The following is a 19,676-nucleotide window of genomic DNA, read 5'->3' on the forward strand; positions in this document are numbered from 1 at the left end:
ATTTTTATGAAAGAAGCTGAAACACTAAAAATAAGTACTGTATCACTTTTGGAACAGTATAAAAATATACGGGCACATTCTGAAGAAATCTGCCGTCCGCTTGAAATAGAAGATTATGTCGTACAGCCCATAGCAGATGTTAGTCCGCCCAAATGGCATTTGGGACATACCACCTGGTTTTTTGAAACTTTTATTCTGATGCCTAATTTTAACGGTTATAAAGAGTACAATTCCCAATATAATTTTGTTTTCAATAGTTATTATGAAACTGTAGGAGCAAGGGTCGTACGTACCGACCGAGGTAATTTAAGCCGTCCTTCTGTTGCTGATGTTTACAGTTACCGTGCTTATGTCGACCAGCATATGGAAGCTTTTTTACAAAATGAAATTGAAGACGAAGAGTTAATTGCTTTATTAGAATTAGGATTAAATCACGAACAGCAGCATCAGGAGCTTTTATATTACGATATAAAATACATTCTGGGTCATAATCCGCTTTTTCCGCCATACAGCAACCAACTTGTATTTCAAAAAAAAGAAATTCAGGACAATGGATTCATACAGATCAAAGAAGGTGTTTACGAAATAGGGTTTGAAGGCAATGGCTTTAGTTTTGATAACGAATCGGCCCGGCATAAAACTTATTTAGAAACCTATGAAATTGCGACAACATTGGTAAATAATGCTGATTATCTTCATTTTATTGAAGATGATGGATATTCTGATTTTCGTCACTGGCATTCTGAAGGCTGGGAATGGGTCAAACAGCAAAACGCAAAAGCACCGCTTTACTGGCATTTTATAGATGGAAAATGGATGCAATACACCTTAAATGGATTACAGGAAATTGATCCGGTTGCAGCGGTATGCCACATCAATTTTTATGAAGCATCTGCATATGCTGCCTGGAAAGGGATGCGCCTGCCAACAGAAGCAGAGTGGGAAGCGGCGTCTGATTTCTTTGATTGGGGCGAACGCTGGGAATGGACCAGCAGTGCTTATCTGCCTTATCCGGGTTATAAAAAAGAAGCCGGAGCGATAGGAGAGTATAATGGTAAATTTATGGTAAACCAATGGGTTTTACGAGGTGCGTCTGATGCAACTCCCAAAAATCACAGTCGTAAAACATATCGTAATTTCTTTCATCCAAAGCTTCAATGGCAGTTTAGCGGTATACGGCTTGTGAAATAATAGTTCAGGGCAACAGTTTTGTAACGTGTAATATTTAATTGAAGACATTTTATGAAGTACAATTTTGATGAAATCATTGATAGAAAAAATACAAATGCTATTAAATGGGAATCTTCGTCACTGGATATCTTACCAATGTGGATTGCCGATATGGACTTTAAAACAGCGCCTGAAATTATTGAAGCATTGCAAAACAGGATTTCTCATGGTGTTTTTGGGTACACTCAAACCCCTGAACATTTTTATATTTCTATACAAAAATGGTGGAAAAAAAGATACCAGCTTGCCATTGAAAAAGAATCGATAATTCCGGTAAGCGGTGTAATCCCGGCTTTGTCTGCTGCCATACGATCGCTTACAGAAAAAGGAGATCAGATTATAATTCAGCCTCCGGTTTACAATCATTTTTATAACAGTATACAAAATTGCGAACGTGAAATTGTCGAAAATAATCTAATTTATAGTAATGGCTCTTATTCTATTGATTTTGAAGATTTAGAACGAAAAGCAGCAAATCCAGGCACTAAATTACTTTTAATTAGCAATCCCCATAATCCTGTCGGGCGCGTGTGGACAAAAGAAGAATTGCTAAACATAGCATCGATCTGCCAAAAGCATAATATTATTGTAATTTCAGACGAAATACATTGTGATCTTGTATTTAATGAATACAGGCATATTCCATTTGCTTCATTAGACCATCACTCGGCTAAAAATACCATTACATTAGCATCCGTTAGTAAGAGTTTTAATCTGGCAGGATTGCAGGTGGGCTATATTTTTACACAAAACACAGCTTTTCTAAACGGCATAAAATCCATACTTCAAATGCAGGAAATGGAATTATTAAGTCCGTTTGCTATAGAATCCCTGATTGCCGCGTATGATAAAAGTGAAAAATGGCTGGAAGATTTAAAAGAATATATTTATCAAAATTATATTTTTCTGGCACAATTCATTACATCAGAACTTCCTCAAATTAAGGTTGTTCCGCTTCAGGCCACTTATCTGGTCTGGTTGGATTGCAGCGCTTTAAAAGTATCTTCAGATCAAATTGCAAAAAATCTTTTGGAAGATGAAAAACTCTGGATCAATTCAGGATCACTCTACGGAAATGCGGGCGAAGGTTTTCTCCGTATAAATATTGCCTGTCCAATTAAAGTGCTTTCTGAAGGTCTGGAACGTTTAAAAAGAAACGTAATAGCTACTTATATCCAAACAGATTAAGTGGAAAAATATATTTTAAATACCATTAAAGGCGAAATATCTTATAAAATTAAACAAAAAAGAAAACGCTAAATTGCCTTAATACGTGACCTTTACAAATTGGCAATGCGATTGAAGTTTGTTTTTTGCTTGGAGAATCAGTACTTTTACCGCATGCTAATTCAAATTGGATTAAATAAATCCTGAAAGACAATTTTGAAAATGAATAAATCTGGTGAAATTTTAGTGGTTGAAGACGATCAGGATGACCGTGATTTTCTTTCGGACATATTTGATAGTCTCGAGTATCCAAATAAAATTGTTTATTTTGAAGACCCTACTACTGTAATACCGTACCTTAAGTCTATGAATAATAGACCTTTTATGATTCTTTCTGACATAAATATGCCCAAACTTGACGGATTTGAATTAAGAAAACTGATCAATCAGGATAATCATCTTTCGAGGAAATGTGTACCCTATATATTTTTAAGTACTTCAGAAACTCCTGAAAATGTAGAAAGGGCTTTTGAATTATCAGCCAATGGTTACTTTAAAAAAGAAAGTAATTTTTCAGTTTATAAAAGTATGATCAGCGACATAATTACGTATTGGAAAAGAAGTTCAATTCCAATGGTATAAAAGCTGGGTGTACTTTTAAATTGCGTTACGATTTTGTTTTAAAGGAAGTGTAACCGTAAATTCTGCGCCATTATCTATTTCACCGACAGCATTTATTGTTCCGTTGTGTCTTTGTACAATTTTACGGCAAAGCGCCAGACCTAAACCATTTCCCTGAAACTGGTCTTTGGAATGAAGTCTTTCAAATTCGTTAAATATCCTTTCAGCAAAAATAATATCCAGTCCGATGCCATTATCTTTTATATGAATCTGAACATATTCAATACCTTCTTTCTCTACAATTGAAGATGATATGGTAATGCGCGGAGGCAGATCTGCCTTGGAAAACTTAAGGGCATTCTGAATCAAATTATAAAAAAGCTGATGCAAAAGGATTGAAGATCCCTCTACTTTTGGAAGTGGATCTGCGATAAAAACGGCATTTTTTTCCATTATAACCAATTCCAAATCGGTTTTTATACCCTCCAGAATCTCATTAAGATCGACATTTTTAATGCTTCTCACAGGATTGTTTAGAGTGGAATAAGCTAACACTCCTTCAATCATATTATTCATCCTGTCAGCAGAATAATGTATTTTATTAAAATATTTTTCGATGTCCGCATTAATCGTAGGTTCTACTTCTTTTCGTAAAAGATCCTGAAAAAACTTTATTTTTCGAATCGGTTCCCTTAGATCGTGACTCACAATATTGGCAAATTGCAAAAGATCCTCGTTCGAACGCTGAAGTCCCTGCGTATTGTTCGTAATTTGCTTTTTAAGTTCTTCTTCAAATTCTTTTTGTGTATGGATATCCTGCACAAGTCCAATTATTCTTTCGGGATTTCCTTCCGTATCATATAAATATCTGCCGTTTACTTTCACCCAGCGCGAGATATCATCTTTCTCTATAATTCGTGCTTCATAAGTAAGCTGATTGGTCTGTTTTGCTTTTTCATGTGCATTATTACGGGCTTCCTTATCATCGGGATGAATTTTAGAAATAAGATCCCAGCTAGTCATATCCTGGTTCTCAACCGACCAGATATGATTAAAGGTACCACAAGTGGTAACCTTTTTGGTTTTTAGATCGGCTTCGTAAAAACCAAGCCCGGACGATTCTATCGCCATTATTAATTTTTCTTCCGAAAGTTCTTTCTGATGTTTTGCCTGATGAAGTTCTGTCACATCTGTTCCGGTATTCATCACGGCATATACCGCACCTTCCGGATCAAAAAGCGGAATAAAACTGTAATTATAATAGTGCGTTTTTAGGGTTCCGTCAATTATTAAATCAACTCTTTTATCTGTAACATAAAAGGGTACACCAGTTTTGTAGACTTCTACAGCCTGATCGTGTATCAGTTGCGACTTAATTTCTGGAACCACCTCAATGTATTTTTTTCCAATTACATTGTCACCTTTTCCCCAGGCATTAATCATTGCAGGATTTACAAATTCTACAATAAGGTCCTCACCAGTATAAACCGCCAAAGGAAGCGGAGTAACCTTAAGTATTTCGTTTAAAAGATGCAAATTTTGATACATTAGAAAGTGATTGATATTTTAGACTAAATGTCCGATACTTTCAATGATGTACTGTTACATAATAATGAAATAAAAGTTACAGAACTTACGGGTCAAATTAAGGTTGTAGTAAAATGATTTTCTCAAATAAAACCGCTAAACTTCTCAAGTTGTATATTTCTCCAATTCTTAAAGTTAAGCTTACAGATTAACTCTTTATTCCAAACGATACGTCATGATATCTGTTCCTTTCACTTTTGTAATTATCTGTTTTACATTTGTTTCAATCAAATTTTCTTTGCCATTCTTACTATAGGCAACAAATTCGCCATTTGGCAATTTATCTGTTATTACATACATATGCCAGCCGTAGCCAGATGGCAACGACACTATTACATATCGTCCATTTTAAAGTTCGGTATCAATTGTCTTAAACAGATTTTGAAGTGGAAATTTATTGTCTCTGACAGTGTTGAACTTACGATGGAAACGGATGCCATTTAATAATAAATTATCAAAGTTTCCAAATGTGCCATCCATTTTATTTTCCCAAATCTTTTGGTAATTATAAAAGTTGGCATCTACTTTTTTGTTTAGCTTGAGCACCATTTCTATACTTGACGGAATACAGGATTTGTCATAAATCTGGCTATGTGTATTAATAGCTTCGTATTTATAAAGGAGCTTATCTGAGGATTGTTGAGCGATTGCTTCAGATATTGCGAATACAATAATTGCGGCAGCTGCAGCCCTTAAAAGAATTCTGCGGATTGTTTTTTTCATATTAAATAATTTATTTTATACTATTTAAATCATAAGGAAGTTTTGATCCCTTTAGAGAAAAGAACAGTTTCTTTACAGATGATCCGGATCTGATAAACTGCCGTGTTTTCTTCTGCCAAAGTACTATATCGGCGCAAGAATATTCTCTCATTCCGTTTCATAATTGTGTCAAAATGATGCTTATGAAATAAAATAGAAGTAAAAAAAATGAAAAAACAGCTGATCATTTAAAGGTTCCATTTTGTGTAGATATATTACTGAAATTTTATAACAGAAAAATATCTGTAAAGTATAAAATCAATATTGGGAAGCGCTGAGAGGTAGATTCTAAATGTATGATTGGGATAGAAGGAACAATAGGACTTGTCCCTTCATCTATCATCTTAGTTTATAATATTATAGTTTTTTTTATTTTATTAACTCAATAAATTGTGTAACAATAGTGTTATCTGTGACGTTTTTTTCGTCTGGCTGGCTGCCTCCGATGGCAATTTTGAGTTTCCCGCCATATACTTTTAAATCTCCATCAGAAGTAACATACGATAAATCTTCCGGCGAAAGTTTAAAAATAACCGTTTTGCTTTCTCCGGCTTTTAAACTTATTCTTTCAAATCCTTTAAGGCTTTTTAGAGGTGCTTTTATGTTCAGATCAGTATTTATAACATACAATTGCGCGACTTCTTCACCTTCGATTTTACCAGTATTTGTTATTCTAACAGAAACTTCCGTTTCAGCTACTTTTTTAATTGGAGAAGAAACTTTTAATTCATCATATTTGAAAGTAGTGTAACTAAGTCCATATCCGAAACCATACAAAGGTGTTCCCGAAAAGTAACGGTACGTTTTATTGTTCATGCTGTAATCTGCAAAAGAAGGCAAATCTGCATCACTCTTGTAAAATGTAACAGGCAATCTTCCCGCCGGATTGTAATCTCCAAAAAGAACATCGGCAACAGCTGTTCCTGCAGACTGACCTCCATACCAGGCGTTTAGAATTCCGGGAATATTTTCAGCTTCCCACGGAATGGCAATTGCGCTTCCTGTCATCATGACAAATACAACCGGTTTTCCGGAAGACTTTAAAGATTTTAAAAGATCTGTCTGAACTTGTGGCAGCAGGATGGAAGTACGGTCACCGCCGCTGAAACCAGGGAAATTTACCGGCATTTCTTCTCCTTCAAGTTGTGGAGATATACCGCCCACAAAAACAAATGCATCCGCATTTTTATGACGTTCTATTAGCTTTTTAAAGTCAGTTTTTTCAAAATTTCCAGTATTCAGGGCGACATTTGCTTTTCCTTCACCCTGCCAGTATTCCAAAACCAGCTTGTACACCTGATTCTTTTTGGTAATTAATTTAAAAGTCTTTTCTCCCCAGCGGTTTTTACTCCAGGCATTTACAACTTCTTTTCCATCTATTAAAAAGCGGTATCCATCATCGGCACTAATTTCAAAAGTGATAGAACCGTCACTATTTGCTGTAAAATTGGTCGTGTAACGTGCAGAGAAATGATTGGCTTTTATGTTATTGACAACCAGTGCACCTTCCTGCCAGAAATTATTGATTTCTGATTCTGTTCTGATTGTTTCAGGCTTTCCGGACAGATTGGTATTGTTGAAATATTCTGCCTTAAAACCTTGTTTTCCTTCATAAGAAAATTGTTTTTTAAGGTTTTGATAAACCAGTAAAGTATCATTCGTAAAATTAATTGCTTTTTCATAGACCACATCTGTATTGGCGCCTAATTTTTCTTTAATACCTTGCAGTACAGTAGTTAATTTACTAGGAGTTCCGTTGTAATTTCCCAAGATAGATATTTTGTTGTCAGCATTAGGGCCCAGGACAACAACCTTTTTCAGATTCTTTTTTAAAGGAAGAATATTTTGCTCGTTTCGAAGTAAAACAATCGACTGTCTGGCCATTTTCAGGGCATGATCCTGATGTTGCTTACTTTCCAGAACCGAAGCGGGTGTCTGTGCATATTTTACCATCGAAACCGGATCAAACATTCCCAGTCTGAAACGAATCATAAAAAGGCGTTTTACAGAAACATCTATTTGTTTTTCGCTGATTTTCCCGTCCTTTACTGCTTTTACCAGAGCTTTGTAAGCGTCTGTACCACAATCAATATCGGTACCGTGCAAAACAGCATCTGCAGAAGCACTTTCGGCATCGGGATGCGTTTTATGGCTTTTGAAGAAATCGTCAATGGCCCAGCAATCCGAAGTTACATAGCCATCAAATTTCCATTGATTTCTCAAAATATCCGTCATTAAAATATCACTGGCGCAACAAGGCTGTGTTCTAAAGGCATTGTAAGCACACATTACACCGGCTACTTTAGATTCTGTAATTAATTTTCTAAATGCGGGCAGATAAGTGTCCCAAAGTTCATACGGCGTAACATCCACATTAAAAGTATGGCGCAGTGATTCGGGTCCGCTGTGTACAGCATAATGTTTTGCACAGGCAGCAGCTTTCAGATATTTAGGATCATCACCCTGTAAACCCCGAACAAAAAAATCACCCAAAACTCCGGTTAGATAAGGATCTTCCCCATAAGTCTCCTGTCCGCGTCCCCAACGCGGATCACGAAAAATATTTATATTGGGTGTCCAGTATGTCAGGCCAAGGTAACGTTCATTGGTTCGGTTAAGTTCTACTGCTTTATTGTAAATGGCTCTTCCTTCAAGAGCAGAATAATCAGCCATTTTAAATAAAGAATTTTTGTCAAACGTTGCTGCCATTGCAATTGCCTGAGGATAAACAGTGGTTTTAAAAGGCGTTCTTGCGACACCGTGCAAAGTTTCATTCCACCAGTCGTATGCAGGGATTTCAAGCCTTGGAATCGCCGGAGCGGCATTTAGCATTTGAGCTACTTTCTCTTCCAATGTCAATTGACCAACCAGATCGTCTACCCGTTCTTCAAAAGTAAGATTAGTATTTCGGAATGTAAATTTCGGCGTTTTGTTTTGTGCCGAAACGCAAATTGACATCAACATAATAATCTGTAAAGCAATATTTTTTGTTTTCATCTAAATAAAATTTTATGGAAAGGAATTATGTTTTATATTCTGGAATAGCCGGCTAAAAGAAGTTACAACCGATTGTGTAAAGAAATGGAAAATAATTTTAAATTAAAATTTTTATCTGGTAATTTTTGTCAGTTTAATATTTTAAAAGTTAATTTTATACTATTAATTGGGTATTTTGATTCAGTTATAAATAAATCAGCATAAAGAAATAAGTATTTAAAAAGTATGAGAGCGCTTTAAGATGTCTTTAAATTATATATATTTACGCCTAATTGTATAATAATGGAAGAACATAGACATGTAACGATTTATGACATTGCCGAGAAACTTAATCTTGCCACTTCGACAATTTCACGCGCCTTAAAAGATCATCACAGTATTAGTGATAAAACTATAAAAAAAGTCAAAAAAACTGCAGAGGAGATGGGTTTTGTTCCCAATACTCTGGCTGCGGGATTACGGGGTAATAAATCTAAAACCATTGGTGTTTTAATTCCGACTATAACGCAGCCCTTTTTGTCCTCATTAATTAGCGGTATAGAAGTGACTGCCAGAAAATCTGATTATTCGGTTATTATCATGCAGTCGCACGATTCTTACGAAGAAGAGGTTAATATGGCAAAATCACTCTACAGCAGCAGGGTAAGTGGTGTAATTTGTTCCCTGGCAATGGAAACGAAAGATACATCACATTTCCAGCAGTTTTCCAATAATAATATTCCGCTTGTATTTGTTGACCGTGTTCCCAAAGGTTATAATACTTTCCGTGTCGTAATTGACAATTATACCGCAGGTTATAAGGCAACTAAACATCTTATCGATCAGGGTTGTACAAGAATTGCACATATGACAACCGGATCTGAATTTGGTAATCTTTATAACGAAAGAAAAAGAGGCTATGTCGATGCATTAGCAGAACACAAGCTGCCGTTGGTAGAGGAGTTAATTATTAAGCTGGATGCTATGACTTATGAAGAAGGAGTAAAGGCAAGCAATAAACTTTTTGACCTGAAACAAATCCCGGACGGACTTTTTGCTCCCGGAGATATTCTTGCCGTTAGTGCAGTGCAGACCGCCAAGAAACGCGGAATCAAAGTGCCGGAAGACTTTGCTATAATTGGTTTTAATAACGATCCTATTTCTGAAATAATCGAACCCAATATCTCAACGATAACGCATCCTGCAGAAAAAATGGGAAAAGCGGCCGCTACAATTATCATCGAAAACATTAAATCACTTAAAGAAGAAGAGGAAGCTAAAGAAATTACATTTCTGAATACAGAAGTTTTGGTACGCGAATCTTCCAGAAGAGGTTAGATTTTTAAATATCATAAAAAGAAGCTGTTGGAGTATTTTGACTCTCACAGCTTCTTTTTTTTTGCGAATAACTTTAGATCTGAACTATTCATTTGTTTTGTATCCTGATTCAAATTTAGGATCATTTGATTTTATAAAAATAGCAAAATTCAGAATTTAATTTTTTTTATTGAACATTTATTGTATTTTAGCACAACCGATTGCATTTGTTATAATATTTTTAATAATGTATTTTTTTATAGTTATTTTTTGATATTATATTAATTAATGATCAAATGCTTAATTTATAATTAAAGAGTGAACAGTGATAAAATGAAAAATAATAAGAAAATTTTTTTTGGAATAGTTGTTCTGTTTTTTGCGGTTTTCTCTTCAGCATCAGCTCAGAAAGATTATAAATTATGGCTTCAGTACGATTTAGTTGCGAACAAAGATTTGAGATCAAAATATCGTAATGAAATTAAAGGAATCGTTTCTTTTGGGAAAAGTGAAACGATGAGTATTGCATCCAGAGAATTAGAAGAAAGTTTGAATGCTATGCTTGGTGCTAAAATTGATGTTAACTTAAAATTAGAACAGTCTCCTTTAATTATTGGTTCGCTGTTTTCATTGAATTCAGACATCCAGAAAGCCGCACAAATAGATGCTACTCTAATAAATGACGAAGGTTTTGTTATTAAATCTATTTCAGTAAAAAATAAAAAACACATTCTAATCACCGGAAAAAAGGACATTGGCGTTCTGTATGGCGTTTATAGTTTTTTAAGATTGATTCAGACCAACAAATCCATTGAAAATTTAAACATAATAGATTCACCAAAAACTAACATCAGGATATTAAATCATTGGGACAATCTCGACAGAACCGTAGAAAGAGGTTACGCCGGATTTTCGTTATGGAACTGGCAGAAACTGCCGGATTTTATCGATCAGCGATATGTTGATTACGCCAGAGCCAACGCCTCAGTCGGAATTAACGGCACTGTCTTAACAAACGTAAATGCGAATGCATTGATCTTAACGCCGCAGTATTTAGAGAAAGTAGCTGCTTTAGCCAACGTTTTCAGACCGTACGGAATAAAGGTTTATTTAACTGCAAGATTTTCTGCACCAATAGAAATTGGAGGTTTAAAAACTGCCGATCCAAAAGATGCCGGTGTAATAAACTGGTGGAAAGAAAAGGCAAAGGAAATCTACAAAGCGATTCCGGATTTTGGAGGTTTTTTGGTAAAAGCCAATTCAGAAGGGCAGCCCGGTCCGCAGAATTACGGGCGCGATCATGTCGACGGGGCCAATATGCTGGCAGACGCTGTATCACCTTTTGGCGGTGTTATTATGTGGAGAGCCTTTGTATATTCGGAGCACGATGCCAATGACCGTGCGAAACAGGCTTATGCAGAATTTCAGCCGTATGACGGAAAATTTAAAGACAATGTAATCGTTCAGGTAAAAAACGGAGCGATCGATTTTCAGCCGAGAGAACCGTTTCATCCGCTACTTGGGGCAATGCCAAAGACGCCTTTAATGATGGAATTTCAGATTACGCAGGAATATTTAGGTTTTAGTACACATTTGGTTTTTCTGCCAAAATTATTTCAGGAGGTTTTAGAATCAGATACTTTTCAAAAAGGAAAAGGTTCAACCGTGGCAAAAGTAATAGACGGCACTTTATATAAAAATAAAATCACAGGCATGGCAGGTGTTGCCAATATTGGAAACGACCTTAACTGGACCGGACATCCGTTTGCGCAGGCCAATTGGTACGGCTTTGGGAGACTGGCATGGAATCCGTATTTGGACTCCGAAACTATCGCAGAGGAATGGATAAAATGTACTTTTTCTACTGATGATAATTTTGTTCGCCCAATAAAACAGATGATGATCGATTCGCGCGAAGCAGTTGTTAACTATATGACACCTTTGGGGTTACACCATATTATGGATACAGGGCATCATTACGGCCCGGGACCCTGGGTAAGTAATTTATCCCGACCGGAATGGAATCCCGTATACTATCATAAAGCAGATAAAAACGGAATTGGTTTTGACAGATCAAAAACGGGAACAAATGCCGTAGCACAATATGCGCCTGAAGCTGCTGCTATTTTTGATAATTTAGAAACCTGTCCGGAAAAAGATTTATTGTGGTTTCATCACGTTTCCTGGGATTATAAGCTTAAAAACGGACAAACTCTTTGGGACGGAATGGCGCTAAAATATCAGGAAGGTGTAAATGAGGTAAAAGCAATGCAGGATATCTGGAATAAATCTGAAAAATATGTAGACAGCCAGCGTTTTAGAGAAGTGCAAATGTTATTGAATATTCAACATAAAGAAGCAAAGTGGTGGCGGGATGCCTGTCTGCTTTATTTCCAACAATTTTCAGGTAAGGAATTACCGGCAGGCGTAGAAAAACCAACGCAGACTTTAGAATATTTTAAATCCTTAAAGTTTCCGTTTGCACTGGGAAATGGCTAAAAACTTCTGGAATTAAGTATAACCGATGAAAACGATTCGCTATAAGAAACAAGGTTCTTATATAAATTTTACGATTTTAGAAAAAAATCCGTTTAATCCGCGTTCCAGAAGTACAGTTTGAGGAAGAAACATTTTCGATTTTTAATTTTAAAAAAAGCACAAAAATCATGATCACAATGCAGCAGACAATGCGATGGTTTGGCCCGCAGGACAGCGTAAATTTAATCGATATCAAACAAGCCGGCGCAACAGGAATTGTAACTGCCCTGCATCATATTCCCGTTGGCGAAATCTGGACAGCTGAAGAAATTAAAAGCAGACAGGCAATCATAGAAAATGCCGGTTTAGAATGGTCTGTTGTCGAAAGTCTGCCGGTTCATGAAGAAATAAAACGAGCTTCTGGAAATTATCTTCATTATATAGAAAACTATAAATTAAGTCTAAAAAATCTGGCTGAATGCGGTATCAAAATTATCACCTATAACTTCATGCCCATTTTAGACTGGGTTCGAACCGATCATAATTTTATTAATCCCGATGGGAGTAAAGCGCTGTTATACAATCAGGAAGCTTTTACTTATTTTGATGTCTTTTTGCTGAAAAGGCCGGGGTCGGAAAACGATTATTCGGAAACGGAAAGAGAAAAAGCACTGGAATTTGGTAACAAACTTTCAGCAGCAGAAAAAGATTTGCTTTTTAAAAATGTATTGTTAGGGCTGCCGGGAAGTAAAATACATTTTACAGCAGAACAGATTCTCTCTTTATTAGATAATTATGCCGAAATAGACAATGCCAAATTACGGGAAAATCTTATCTATTTTTTAAAAGAAGTGGCGCCTGTTGCAGAAAGACTGGGTGCTAAATTAGCAATTCACCCGGATGATCCTCCTTTTTCAGTTTTAGGATTGCCCAGAATTGTTTCAACAGAAGAAGATATTAAAGCCATTTTTGAAGCAGTGCCATTACCAGCAAACGGACTTTGTTACTGCACTGGTTCGCTAAGTGCAGATCCTAGAAATAATCTGGAGAGAATTATTGAAGATTGTAAGGACAGAATTCACTTTTTGCACTTGAGAAACACCTTCCGCGAAAGCGCAACTGTTTTTAGGGAATCAGAGCATTTAAAAGGAGATGTAAATATGAGTGCGATTGTAGAAAAATTACTGCTGTTAATGAATCAAACCAAAGTAAGCCTGCCGATGCGACCCGATCACGGATTTCTGCACGCAGTTGATGAAGGAAAAGAAACGTATCCGGGATATTCTTTAACCGGAAGATTAAAAGGTCTCGCCGAATTGAGAGGTTTAGAAATGGGAATTGCTTATAAATTGAATAATTAAATATGTGTGATTTAAGTTTCCTAACAGGTTTCTAAAACCTGTTAGGTATTTTTTTGAAACCTACATTATACCTACGCCAAACCAGGCAGGTTTTTAAAACCTGTCGGTTTACGTTGAAATAACAAAACACTAACTATCAACCGAAAAAATAAAAACAATGAAAAAAATAAACCACTATATACTGCTATTATCTCTCACGGTTATAAGCAGCTGCAATGCTCAAAAAGCAAAGGAAAATAGCTTAAAAGATAGTTTTAAAAAAGATTTCTATATAGGAACTGCTTTAACGGTGGCTCAGATTGAGGAGAAAAATGCAAAAGAAGATTCTTTAATTAAAAAAGAATTTAATGCAATTACAGCTGAAAATGGCATGAAATCGATGTTTATCCATCCCGAAAAAGACAAATATGATTTTGCATTAGCAGATAAATTTGTGGCTTACGGTAAAAAGAATAAGATATTCCTTCACGGACATACGCTAATCTGGCACAGCCAATTGGCACCCTGGATGGAAAAAATTAAAGACAGCACCGAAATGAAGGCTTTCATGAAAGATCATATCACTACGATCGTTTCCAAATACAAAGGAAAGATCGATTCCTGGGATGTTGTCAACGAGGCGCTTAACGAGGACGGCACTTTAAGAAAATCCGTTTTTCTAAATACACTTGGTGAACGTTACTTAATAGATGCTTTTAAACTCGCAGCGGCGGCAGATCCGAAAGTGGATTTGTATTATAACGATTATAATATCGAAGAACCCGCAAAAAGAGCCGGCGCAATCCAATTGATTAAGAAAATAAAAGCGGCAGGGGGAAAAGTCGATGGAGTAGGGATTCAGGGACATTGGAGACTGGAAAGCCCTTCTGTTGAGGAAATAGAAAAAAGCATCGAAGAATATGCTGCTTTAGGACTTAAAGTTGCTATTACAGAATTGGATATTACCGTTTTACCGAATCCATGGGACCTGAAAGGAGCAGATGTAAATCAGAATTTTGAAGGAAGTGCAAAAATGAATCCCTATCCTAAAACACTTCCTGATTCTGTTCAGACGAAATTGGCAGAACGTTACGCTTCTATTTTTAAAGTTTTCCTAAAACACAAAGATAAAATAAGCCGCGTTACTTTTTGGGGAGTTCATGATGCGCAGTCCTGGTTAAACGACTGGCCTATAAAAGGAAGGACAAATTACCCGTTACTCTTTGATACTGCCTTAAAACCTAAAAAAGCATACAATAGTGTTATCAGCTTAAAGAGAGTAAAAAAATAAAATTTAGATCTAAATCCATTTTGTTTTTACATTTTTTCCAACAAAGTGGTGTTTTTAATCGATTTGACGTAATAAAGCACCACAGATTTGGAGAATATGTTTTTTTACTTACTTTTACACAACCGATTGTTTAAATGAGTTGTGGCTTTTATTGAGTTCTTTCTAAAGAAAAGTATTAAAGTCAGATGATTTATTTGTTACAGTAAAAAGCTAACCGCCAGACTAACCCGCAAACTACAAAATACCAATGAATAACATTTCACAAAAATTATCCATCAAAGAGAAAATTGGCTACAGCCTAGGAGATCTCGCTGCTAATTTGGTTTTTCAGACTCTGATGACGTACCTGGCTTATTTTTACACTGACATTTACGGATTATCGCCAACAGATTCTTCAATAATTATGTTGGTTGTCGGATTAATTGCCGCATTTGTTTTTAACCCGGTTATTGGCGTTTTGGCGGACAGAACAAATACAAGATGGGGAAAATTCAGGCCCTGGATCTTATTAACTGCCATTCCGCTGGGAGGAGTAGCTTTACTGGCTTTCTCGACCCCGAATTTTTCCTATTATGGAAAAGTGATTTACGCGATCGTTACTTATACTTTATTACTTGTTTTTTATGCCAGTAACAATTTGCCATATTCCGCTTTAAGCGGTGTAATAACAGGCGATATGAAAGAAAGAAACAGTATGTCGGCTTATCGTTTTGTGGCCGTGATGTTTGCGCAGTTTTTTGTACAGGTTTTTATGCTGGGAATTATTAAAAGTGCAGGAAATGGCGACAAGGCGGTAGGAATCGAAAAAGTAATGACAGTACTGGCCATTGTTGGAACCATCATGCTGCTGATTACTTTTCTGACTACAAAAGAGCGAATTATTCCAAAACCCGAACAAAAATCAAGTATCAGGGAAGATTTGACCGATTTGATGAAAAACAGACCGTGGGTGATTATGCTGACTCTTACAACATTGGTTTTTATCACTCTGGCAATGAAAGGCGGATCGTATGTATATTATTTTGAGAATTATGTGGATAAAGAAAAATTAACACTTTATATCCAGCCAATTTTAAATGTATTATCAGATGTTGGATTGAATTATTTTGGAAGCGATGCCGTTTCAGCAGGTTTTGGATTGTTTAATGCAGGCGGGATTATTTTTATGATTGTCGGAATTACTTTGTCTAAAACTTTGGCGGACAAATACGGAAAACGAAATATTTTCGGATTATTTTTATTCGTTTCGACTTTGTTCATTATGGCCTTTTACTTCTTTCCGCCAACCTCAATCGGTCTGATGTTTTTTTCACAGATTCTGCATGGTTTTTTCTATGGCATTACGATTCCAATCTTATGGGCCATGATTGCCGATGTTGCCGACTACTCCGAATGGTTAAATAACCGCCGTGCCACAGCCATTATATTTTCTGCTATGATGGTGGGTTTAAAAGCCGGTTTAAGTATCGGTGGCGCTTTGACCACCTTGTTTCTTGGGTATTTTCAATACGTCCCAAATTCTTTAACACAAACAGAAACTGCCATAAACGGCATCAAACTACTCGTAAGTATTTTTCCTACAATCCCTTTTATAATTGGGGTCGTATTGCTGTGTTTCTATAAAATCAATAAAAAAATGGAAGTTCAGATGGAAACAGATTTAAAAGAGAGAAGAACCAATTATTAATTATAAAAGTATAAAAAAGAGAGTATGCCTGAAGATAGTATTGAACAAATTAATTTTGAGCAAATTAATAAATCGGCCATTTCAAAACCCTTAGTAAAACATATTTATACGGCAGATCCTTCAGCACATGTATTCGACGGTAAAATTTATATTTATCCATCACATGATATTGATGCCGGGATTCCGTTTAACGACAATGGCGACCATTTCGGAATGGAAGATTACCATGTGTTTTCTATGGAGAATATTAATTCGGAAGCCAAAGATCACGGACTGGCTTTGCATGTAGATGATGTTGCGTGGGCAGAAAAGCAAATGTGGGCACCTGATGCAGCCTGCAAAAACGGAAAATATTACTTGTTTTTTCCGGCTAAACGTCCAAACGGAATTTTTCAGATTGGAGTTGCTGTAAGCGATTCTCCCGTTGGTCCTTTTGTGCCTGAAAACGACGCAATCCAGGGAAGCTATTCTATAGATCCGGCTGTGTTTGAAGATCAGGACGGAAAGCATTATATTTATTTTGGAGGTATCTGGGGCGGTCAGCTTCAAAAATACAGAAATAATATTTACGATGATGCCCACGAAGAACCAACAGGGAATGAACCGGCGCTTGGCCCCATAGTAGCACTGCTTACCGATGATCTGCTGCAGTTTGCTGAAGAGGCAAAAGAAATTAAAATTCTGGATGAAAACGGAGCGGTTTTGAAAGCCGGAGATAACAATCGTCGTTTTTTTGAAGCGGCATGGATGCACAGATACAACGGAAAATATTACTTTTCATATTCTACCGGAGATACTCATTTTATTTGTTATGCGACAGGGGATAATCCCTATGGACCGTTTACTTATCAGGGAAAAATTTTAAATCCTGTAGTAGGATGGACCTCACACCATTCGATTATCGAAATCGAAAATGAGTGGTATTTGTTTTATCACGATTCAAGTCTTTCAAATGGCGTAACGCATCTGAGAAGTATGAAAGTTGCAAAAATCGAATACCTGTCAGATGGATCAATTGTAACTATAGATCCTTACGGTAAAGAAGATTGACGATTTAGCTTAATTGATTTAATTTGATTTTCTATGAAAAATGAAGAAATGCAAAACTGCCCAAACAACCCTGCATATTCCGAGAATAAGATAGAAATTGATTGTGTAATATTCAATTTTGAAGATGATAGTCTTAAAGTCATGCTGGCGAAACAGCAGGATGATTTAGGAAATACCATTTGGGGTCTTGCTAATGACTGGACTAAAGAAAATGAAACAATTTCGGGTACAGCGAGAAACATTTTAAAAAAGTATATCAAAATTGATGATTTCTTTTTAGAACAGCTAAAAGCATTCGGATACCGTTCTCCCGAATCACAGCATGAAGATATTGCAATTGCCTATTATGCCTTAGTCAAAAGAGAAAAATGCATTACGGAAGAAGAGGAAAAAAAGAGTAATCCTGATGTAATGTGGATCGGAATTAATGAAATATCAGATCTCAATGCTAAACATAAAGTGATATTAGATTATAGCCTGCAGGAATTGCGAAAGAATATTTGCAACAGCGCAATAGGTTTTAATCTGTTGCCCGAAAAATTTACCTTACTGCAGGTGATTCATCTCTATCAGGAAATTTTAGGTATTGAAGTCAATAAATCCAACTTTAGAAGGAAAATTTTGCAGACAGGAATGATACAGGGTTTAAGCGAAAAAGAGGAAGCCGTCTCGCACAGAGCTGCTAAATTTTATAGCCTAAACATTCCGAAACAGGAAATGTTTGCCAATAGAAAATTTGATTTTAATTTTTAAAAATAAATTGAAAAAGATGGCTAGTGAATTGTGCTCCTAAAAATTCCACCGAATAAATATTAATAAAAAACAAATTTGAAAAAAAATAAAATTCAAATTATCTAATATGATAGCCTAAGAACGTTATAGTACCCAAATTATTTATTAAATAGTATTGTATCCGTTCTGTTGCAAAGAATTTTCCGGTATGTAATCATAATCGGAGGTGCTTTCTTATTTTTTATTTTCAATAATAATATTAATTATCAACCACTTACAAATAATAAAACAATTAATTATGAAATTTTTTATAGACACAGCCAATTTGCAGGATATTGCAGAAGCTCAGGCAATGGGGGTTTTAGATGGTGTTACCACTAATCCGTCTTTAATGGCAAAAGAAGGAATTACAGGAAAAGACAATATTTCAAAACACTATCTGGCGATTTGCAAAATTGTTGAAGGCGATGTTTCTGCAGAAGTAAATGCTGTAAATTGCGATGGAATGATAAGCGAAGGTGAGGAACTGGCGGCGCTACACCCGCAAATTGTAGTGAAATTGCCTATGATCGCAGACGGAATTAAAGCCTGCAGATATTTTCATTCAAAAAACATCAGAACCAATGTAACTTTAGTTTTTTCAGCGGGTCAGGCACTTCTTGCAGCTAAGGCCGGTGCCACATATGTTTCTCCTTTTTTAGGAAGGCTGGATGATGTCTCTACTGACGGACTGCACTTAATAAACGAGATTAGACAGATTTACGATAACTACAATTATCAGACACAAATACTCTCTGCTTCTGTTAGACATACCATGCATATTGTAAATTGTGCCAAAGCAGGATCCGATGTAATGACGGGGCCTCTTTCGGCAATTAAGGGTTTATTAAAGCATCCGCTTACAGATATCGGACTGAATCAATTTATAGAGGATGCTAAAAAAATGAAACTATAATAATGTTATAACTTTTATAATCATATAGTTAGATATAGGGTTTCTTTCAGAATTTCTTTACTTAATACTGCTTTTAATCTTCAATTGAAAGTAGTATTTTTTTTTATCAAAGTAACAATCGATTGTTTTTAGAGCTAAAATTGAATCCAATAGATTCAAAAGTTATTGTTTAATAAGATTTACGGGGCGTTTAACTCTTAGTTTTGAAATAAATATTTCATTTTTACTATTGATGATACTTCATTACTGAACTTACAAATTACAAAATAGGATATTTTACTTTTTTGAGATTAATTACGAAAGAATAAAAAACAGTTTATTTTCAATAAATTTCACTACAACGTTGTAGCTTAAATTGATAATTATTCAATAATTTGAGCTAAAATATTTAATAAGTATTTTTTAATTCTACAATTTTTAGAAACATCACAAAAAAAAATATACACAACCGATTGTGTTTATTGTTTAAATTTATATATTTGT

General features: G+C 35.7%; 15 protein-coding genes. 11 read left to right on the forward strand and 4 right to left on the reverse strand.

Annotated features, from left to right (window positions below):
* Nucleotides 1–6 precede the first annotated feature (6 nt).
* From egtB to ABEB31_RS13770, 3 genes are all read left to right on the forward strand, one after another.
* Nucleotides 7–1,191 (forward strand): ergothioneine biosynthesis protein EgtB, encoded by a 1,185-nt coding sequence (gene egtB / locus ABEB31_RS13760; protein ID WP_347052201.1) that lies wholly within the window; start codon nucleotides 7–9, stop codon nucleotides 1,189–1,191.
* A gap of 51 nt (nucleotides 1,192–1,242) precedes the next feature.
* Nucleotides 1,243–2,418 carry a MalY/PatB family protein gene (locus ABEB31_RS13765; protein WP_347052202.1) on the forward strand — a complete coding sequence of 392 codons (1,176 nt, stop codon included), beginning with the start codon at nucleotides 1,243–1,245 and terminating at the stop codon, nucleotides 2,416–2,418.
* Between the two features lie 201 nt (nucleotides 2,419–2,619).
* Complete coding sequence (locus ABEB31_RS13770; RefSeq protein ID WP_347052203.1) at nucleotides 2,620–3,039, forward strand: response regulator; 420 nt, start codon at nucleotides 2,620–2,622, stop codon at nucleotides 3,037–3,039.
* Between the two features lie 15 nt (nucleotides 3,040–3,054).
* Here the strand turns inward: ABEB31_RS13770 and ABEB31_RS13775 are convergent, their stop codons facing one another.
* The 4 genes from ABEB31_RS13775 to ABEB31_RS13790 form a co-directional block, all read right to left on the reverse strand.
* Complete coding sequence (locus tag ABEB31_RS13775; protein ID WP_347052204.1) at nucleotides 3,055–4,566, reverse strand: PAS domain-containing sensor histidine kinase; 1,512 nt, start codon at nucleotides 4,564–4,566, stop codon at nucleotides 3,055–3,057.
* 195 nt (nucleotides 4,567–4,761) lie between these two features.
* Nucleotides 4,762–4,905, reverse strand: coding sequence for a hypothetical protein (locus ABEB31_RS13780; RefSeq protein ID WP_347052205.1), 144 nt, complete (start codon nucleotides 4,903–4,905; stop codon nucleotides 4,762–4,764).
* Between the two features lie 48 nt (nucleotides 4,906–4,953).
* On the reverse strand, nucleotides 4,954–5,328 hold the full coding sequence (locus ABEB31_RS13785; protein WP_347052206.1) for a hypothetical protein: 375 nt from the start codon (nucleotides 5,326–5,328) through the stop codon (nucleotides 4,954–4,956).
* Nucleotides 5,329–5,736: 408 nt separating this feature from the next.
* Nucleotides 5,737–8,364: a glycoside hydrolase family 3 C-terminal domain-containing protein gene (locus ABEB31_RS13790; protein WP_347052207.1), complete on the reverse strand. Its 2,628-nt coding sequence runs from the start codon at nucleotides 8,362–8,364 to the stop codon at nucleotides 5,737–5,739.
* Between the two features lie 282 nt (nucleotides 8,365–8,646).
* Here ABEB31_RS13790 and ABEB31_RS13795 point away from each other — a divergent pair, with 282 nt between their 5' ends.
* The 8 genes from ABEB31_RS13795 to fsa all read left to right on the forward strand — a co-directional run bounded on the left by ABEB31_RS13795 (nucleotide 8,647) and on the right by fsa (nucleotide 19,193).
* Nucleotides 8,647–9,681, forward strand: coding sequence for a LacI family DNA-binding transcriptional regulator (locus ABEB31_RS13795; RefSeq protein WP_347052208.1), 1,035 nt, complete (start codon nucleotides 8,647–8,649; stop codon nucleotides 9,679–9,681).
* A gap of 312 nt (nucleotides 9,682–9,993) precedes the next feature.
* Nucleotides 9,994–12,159, forward strand: coding sequence for an alpha-glucuronidase family glycosyl hydrolase (locus tag ABEB31_RS13800; protein ID WP_347052209.1), 2,166 nt, complete (start codon nucleotides 9,994–9,996; stop codon nucleotides 12,157–12,159).
* A 176-nt stretch (nucleotides 12,160–12,335) separates the two neighbouring features.
* On the forward strand, nucleotides 12,336–13,499 hold the full coding sequence (gene uxuA / locus ABEB31_RS13805) for a mannonate dehydratase (protein ID WP_347052210.1): 1,164 nt from the start codon (nucleotides 12,336–12,338) through the stop codon (nucleotides 13,497–13,499).
* Nucleotides 13,500–13,656: 157 nt separating this feature from the next.
* Nucleotides 13,657–14,769: an endo-1,4-beta-xylanase gene (locus tag ABEB31_RS13810; protein ID WP_347052211.1), complete on the forward strand. Its 1,113-nt coding sequence runs from the start codon at nucleotides 13,657–13,659 to the stop codon at nucleotides 14,767–14,769.
* Nucleotides 14,770–15,016: 247 nt separating this feature from the next.
* Nucleotides 15,017–16,456 carry an MFS transporter gene (locus ABEB31_RS13815; protein WP_347052212.1) on the forward strand — a complete coding sequence of 480 codons (1,440 nt, stop codon included), beginning with the start codon at nucleotides 15,017–15,019 and terminating at the stop codon, nucleotides 16,454–16,456.
* A gap of 24 nt (nucleotides 16,457–16,480) precedes the next feature.
* Nucleotides 16,481–17,506, forward strand: coding sequence for a glycoside hydrolase family 43 protein (locus ABEB31_RS13820; protein WP_347052213.1), 1,026 nt, complete (start codon nucleotides 16,481–16,483; stop codon nucleotides 17,504–17,506).
* Between the two features lie 33 nt (nucleotides 17,507–17,539).
* Nucleotides 17,540–18,259 (forward strand): NUDIX hydrolase, encoded by a 720-nt coding sequence (locus ABEB31_RS13825; protein ID WP_347052214.1) that lies wholly within the window; start codon nucleotides 17,540–17,542, stop codon nucleotides 18,257–18,259.
* Nucleotides 18,260–18,536: 277 nt separating this feature from the next.
* Nucleotides 18,537–19,193, forward strand: a complete 657-nt coding sequence (gene fsa / locus ABEB31_RS13830) for a fructose-6-phosphate aldolase (RefSeq protein WP_347052215.1) — start codon at nucleotides 18,537–18,539, stop codon at nucleotides 19,191–19,193.
* Nucleotides 19,194–19,676 lie beyond the last annotated feature (483 nt).

The sequence above is a fragment of the Flavobacterium olei genome, assembly GCF_039749035.1.
GTDB lineage: Bacteria > Bacteroidota > Bacteroidia > Flavobacteriales > Flavobacteriaceae > Flavobacterium > Flavobacterium olei.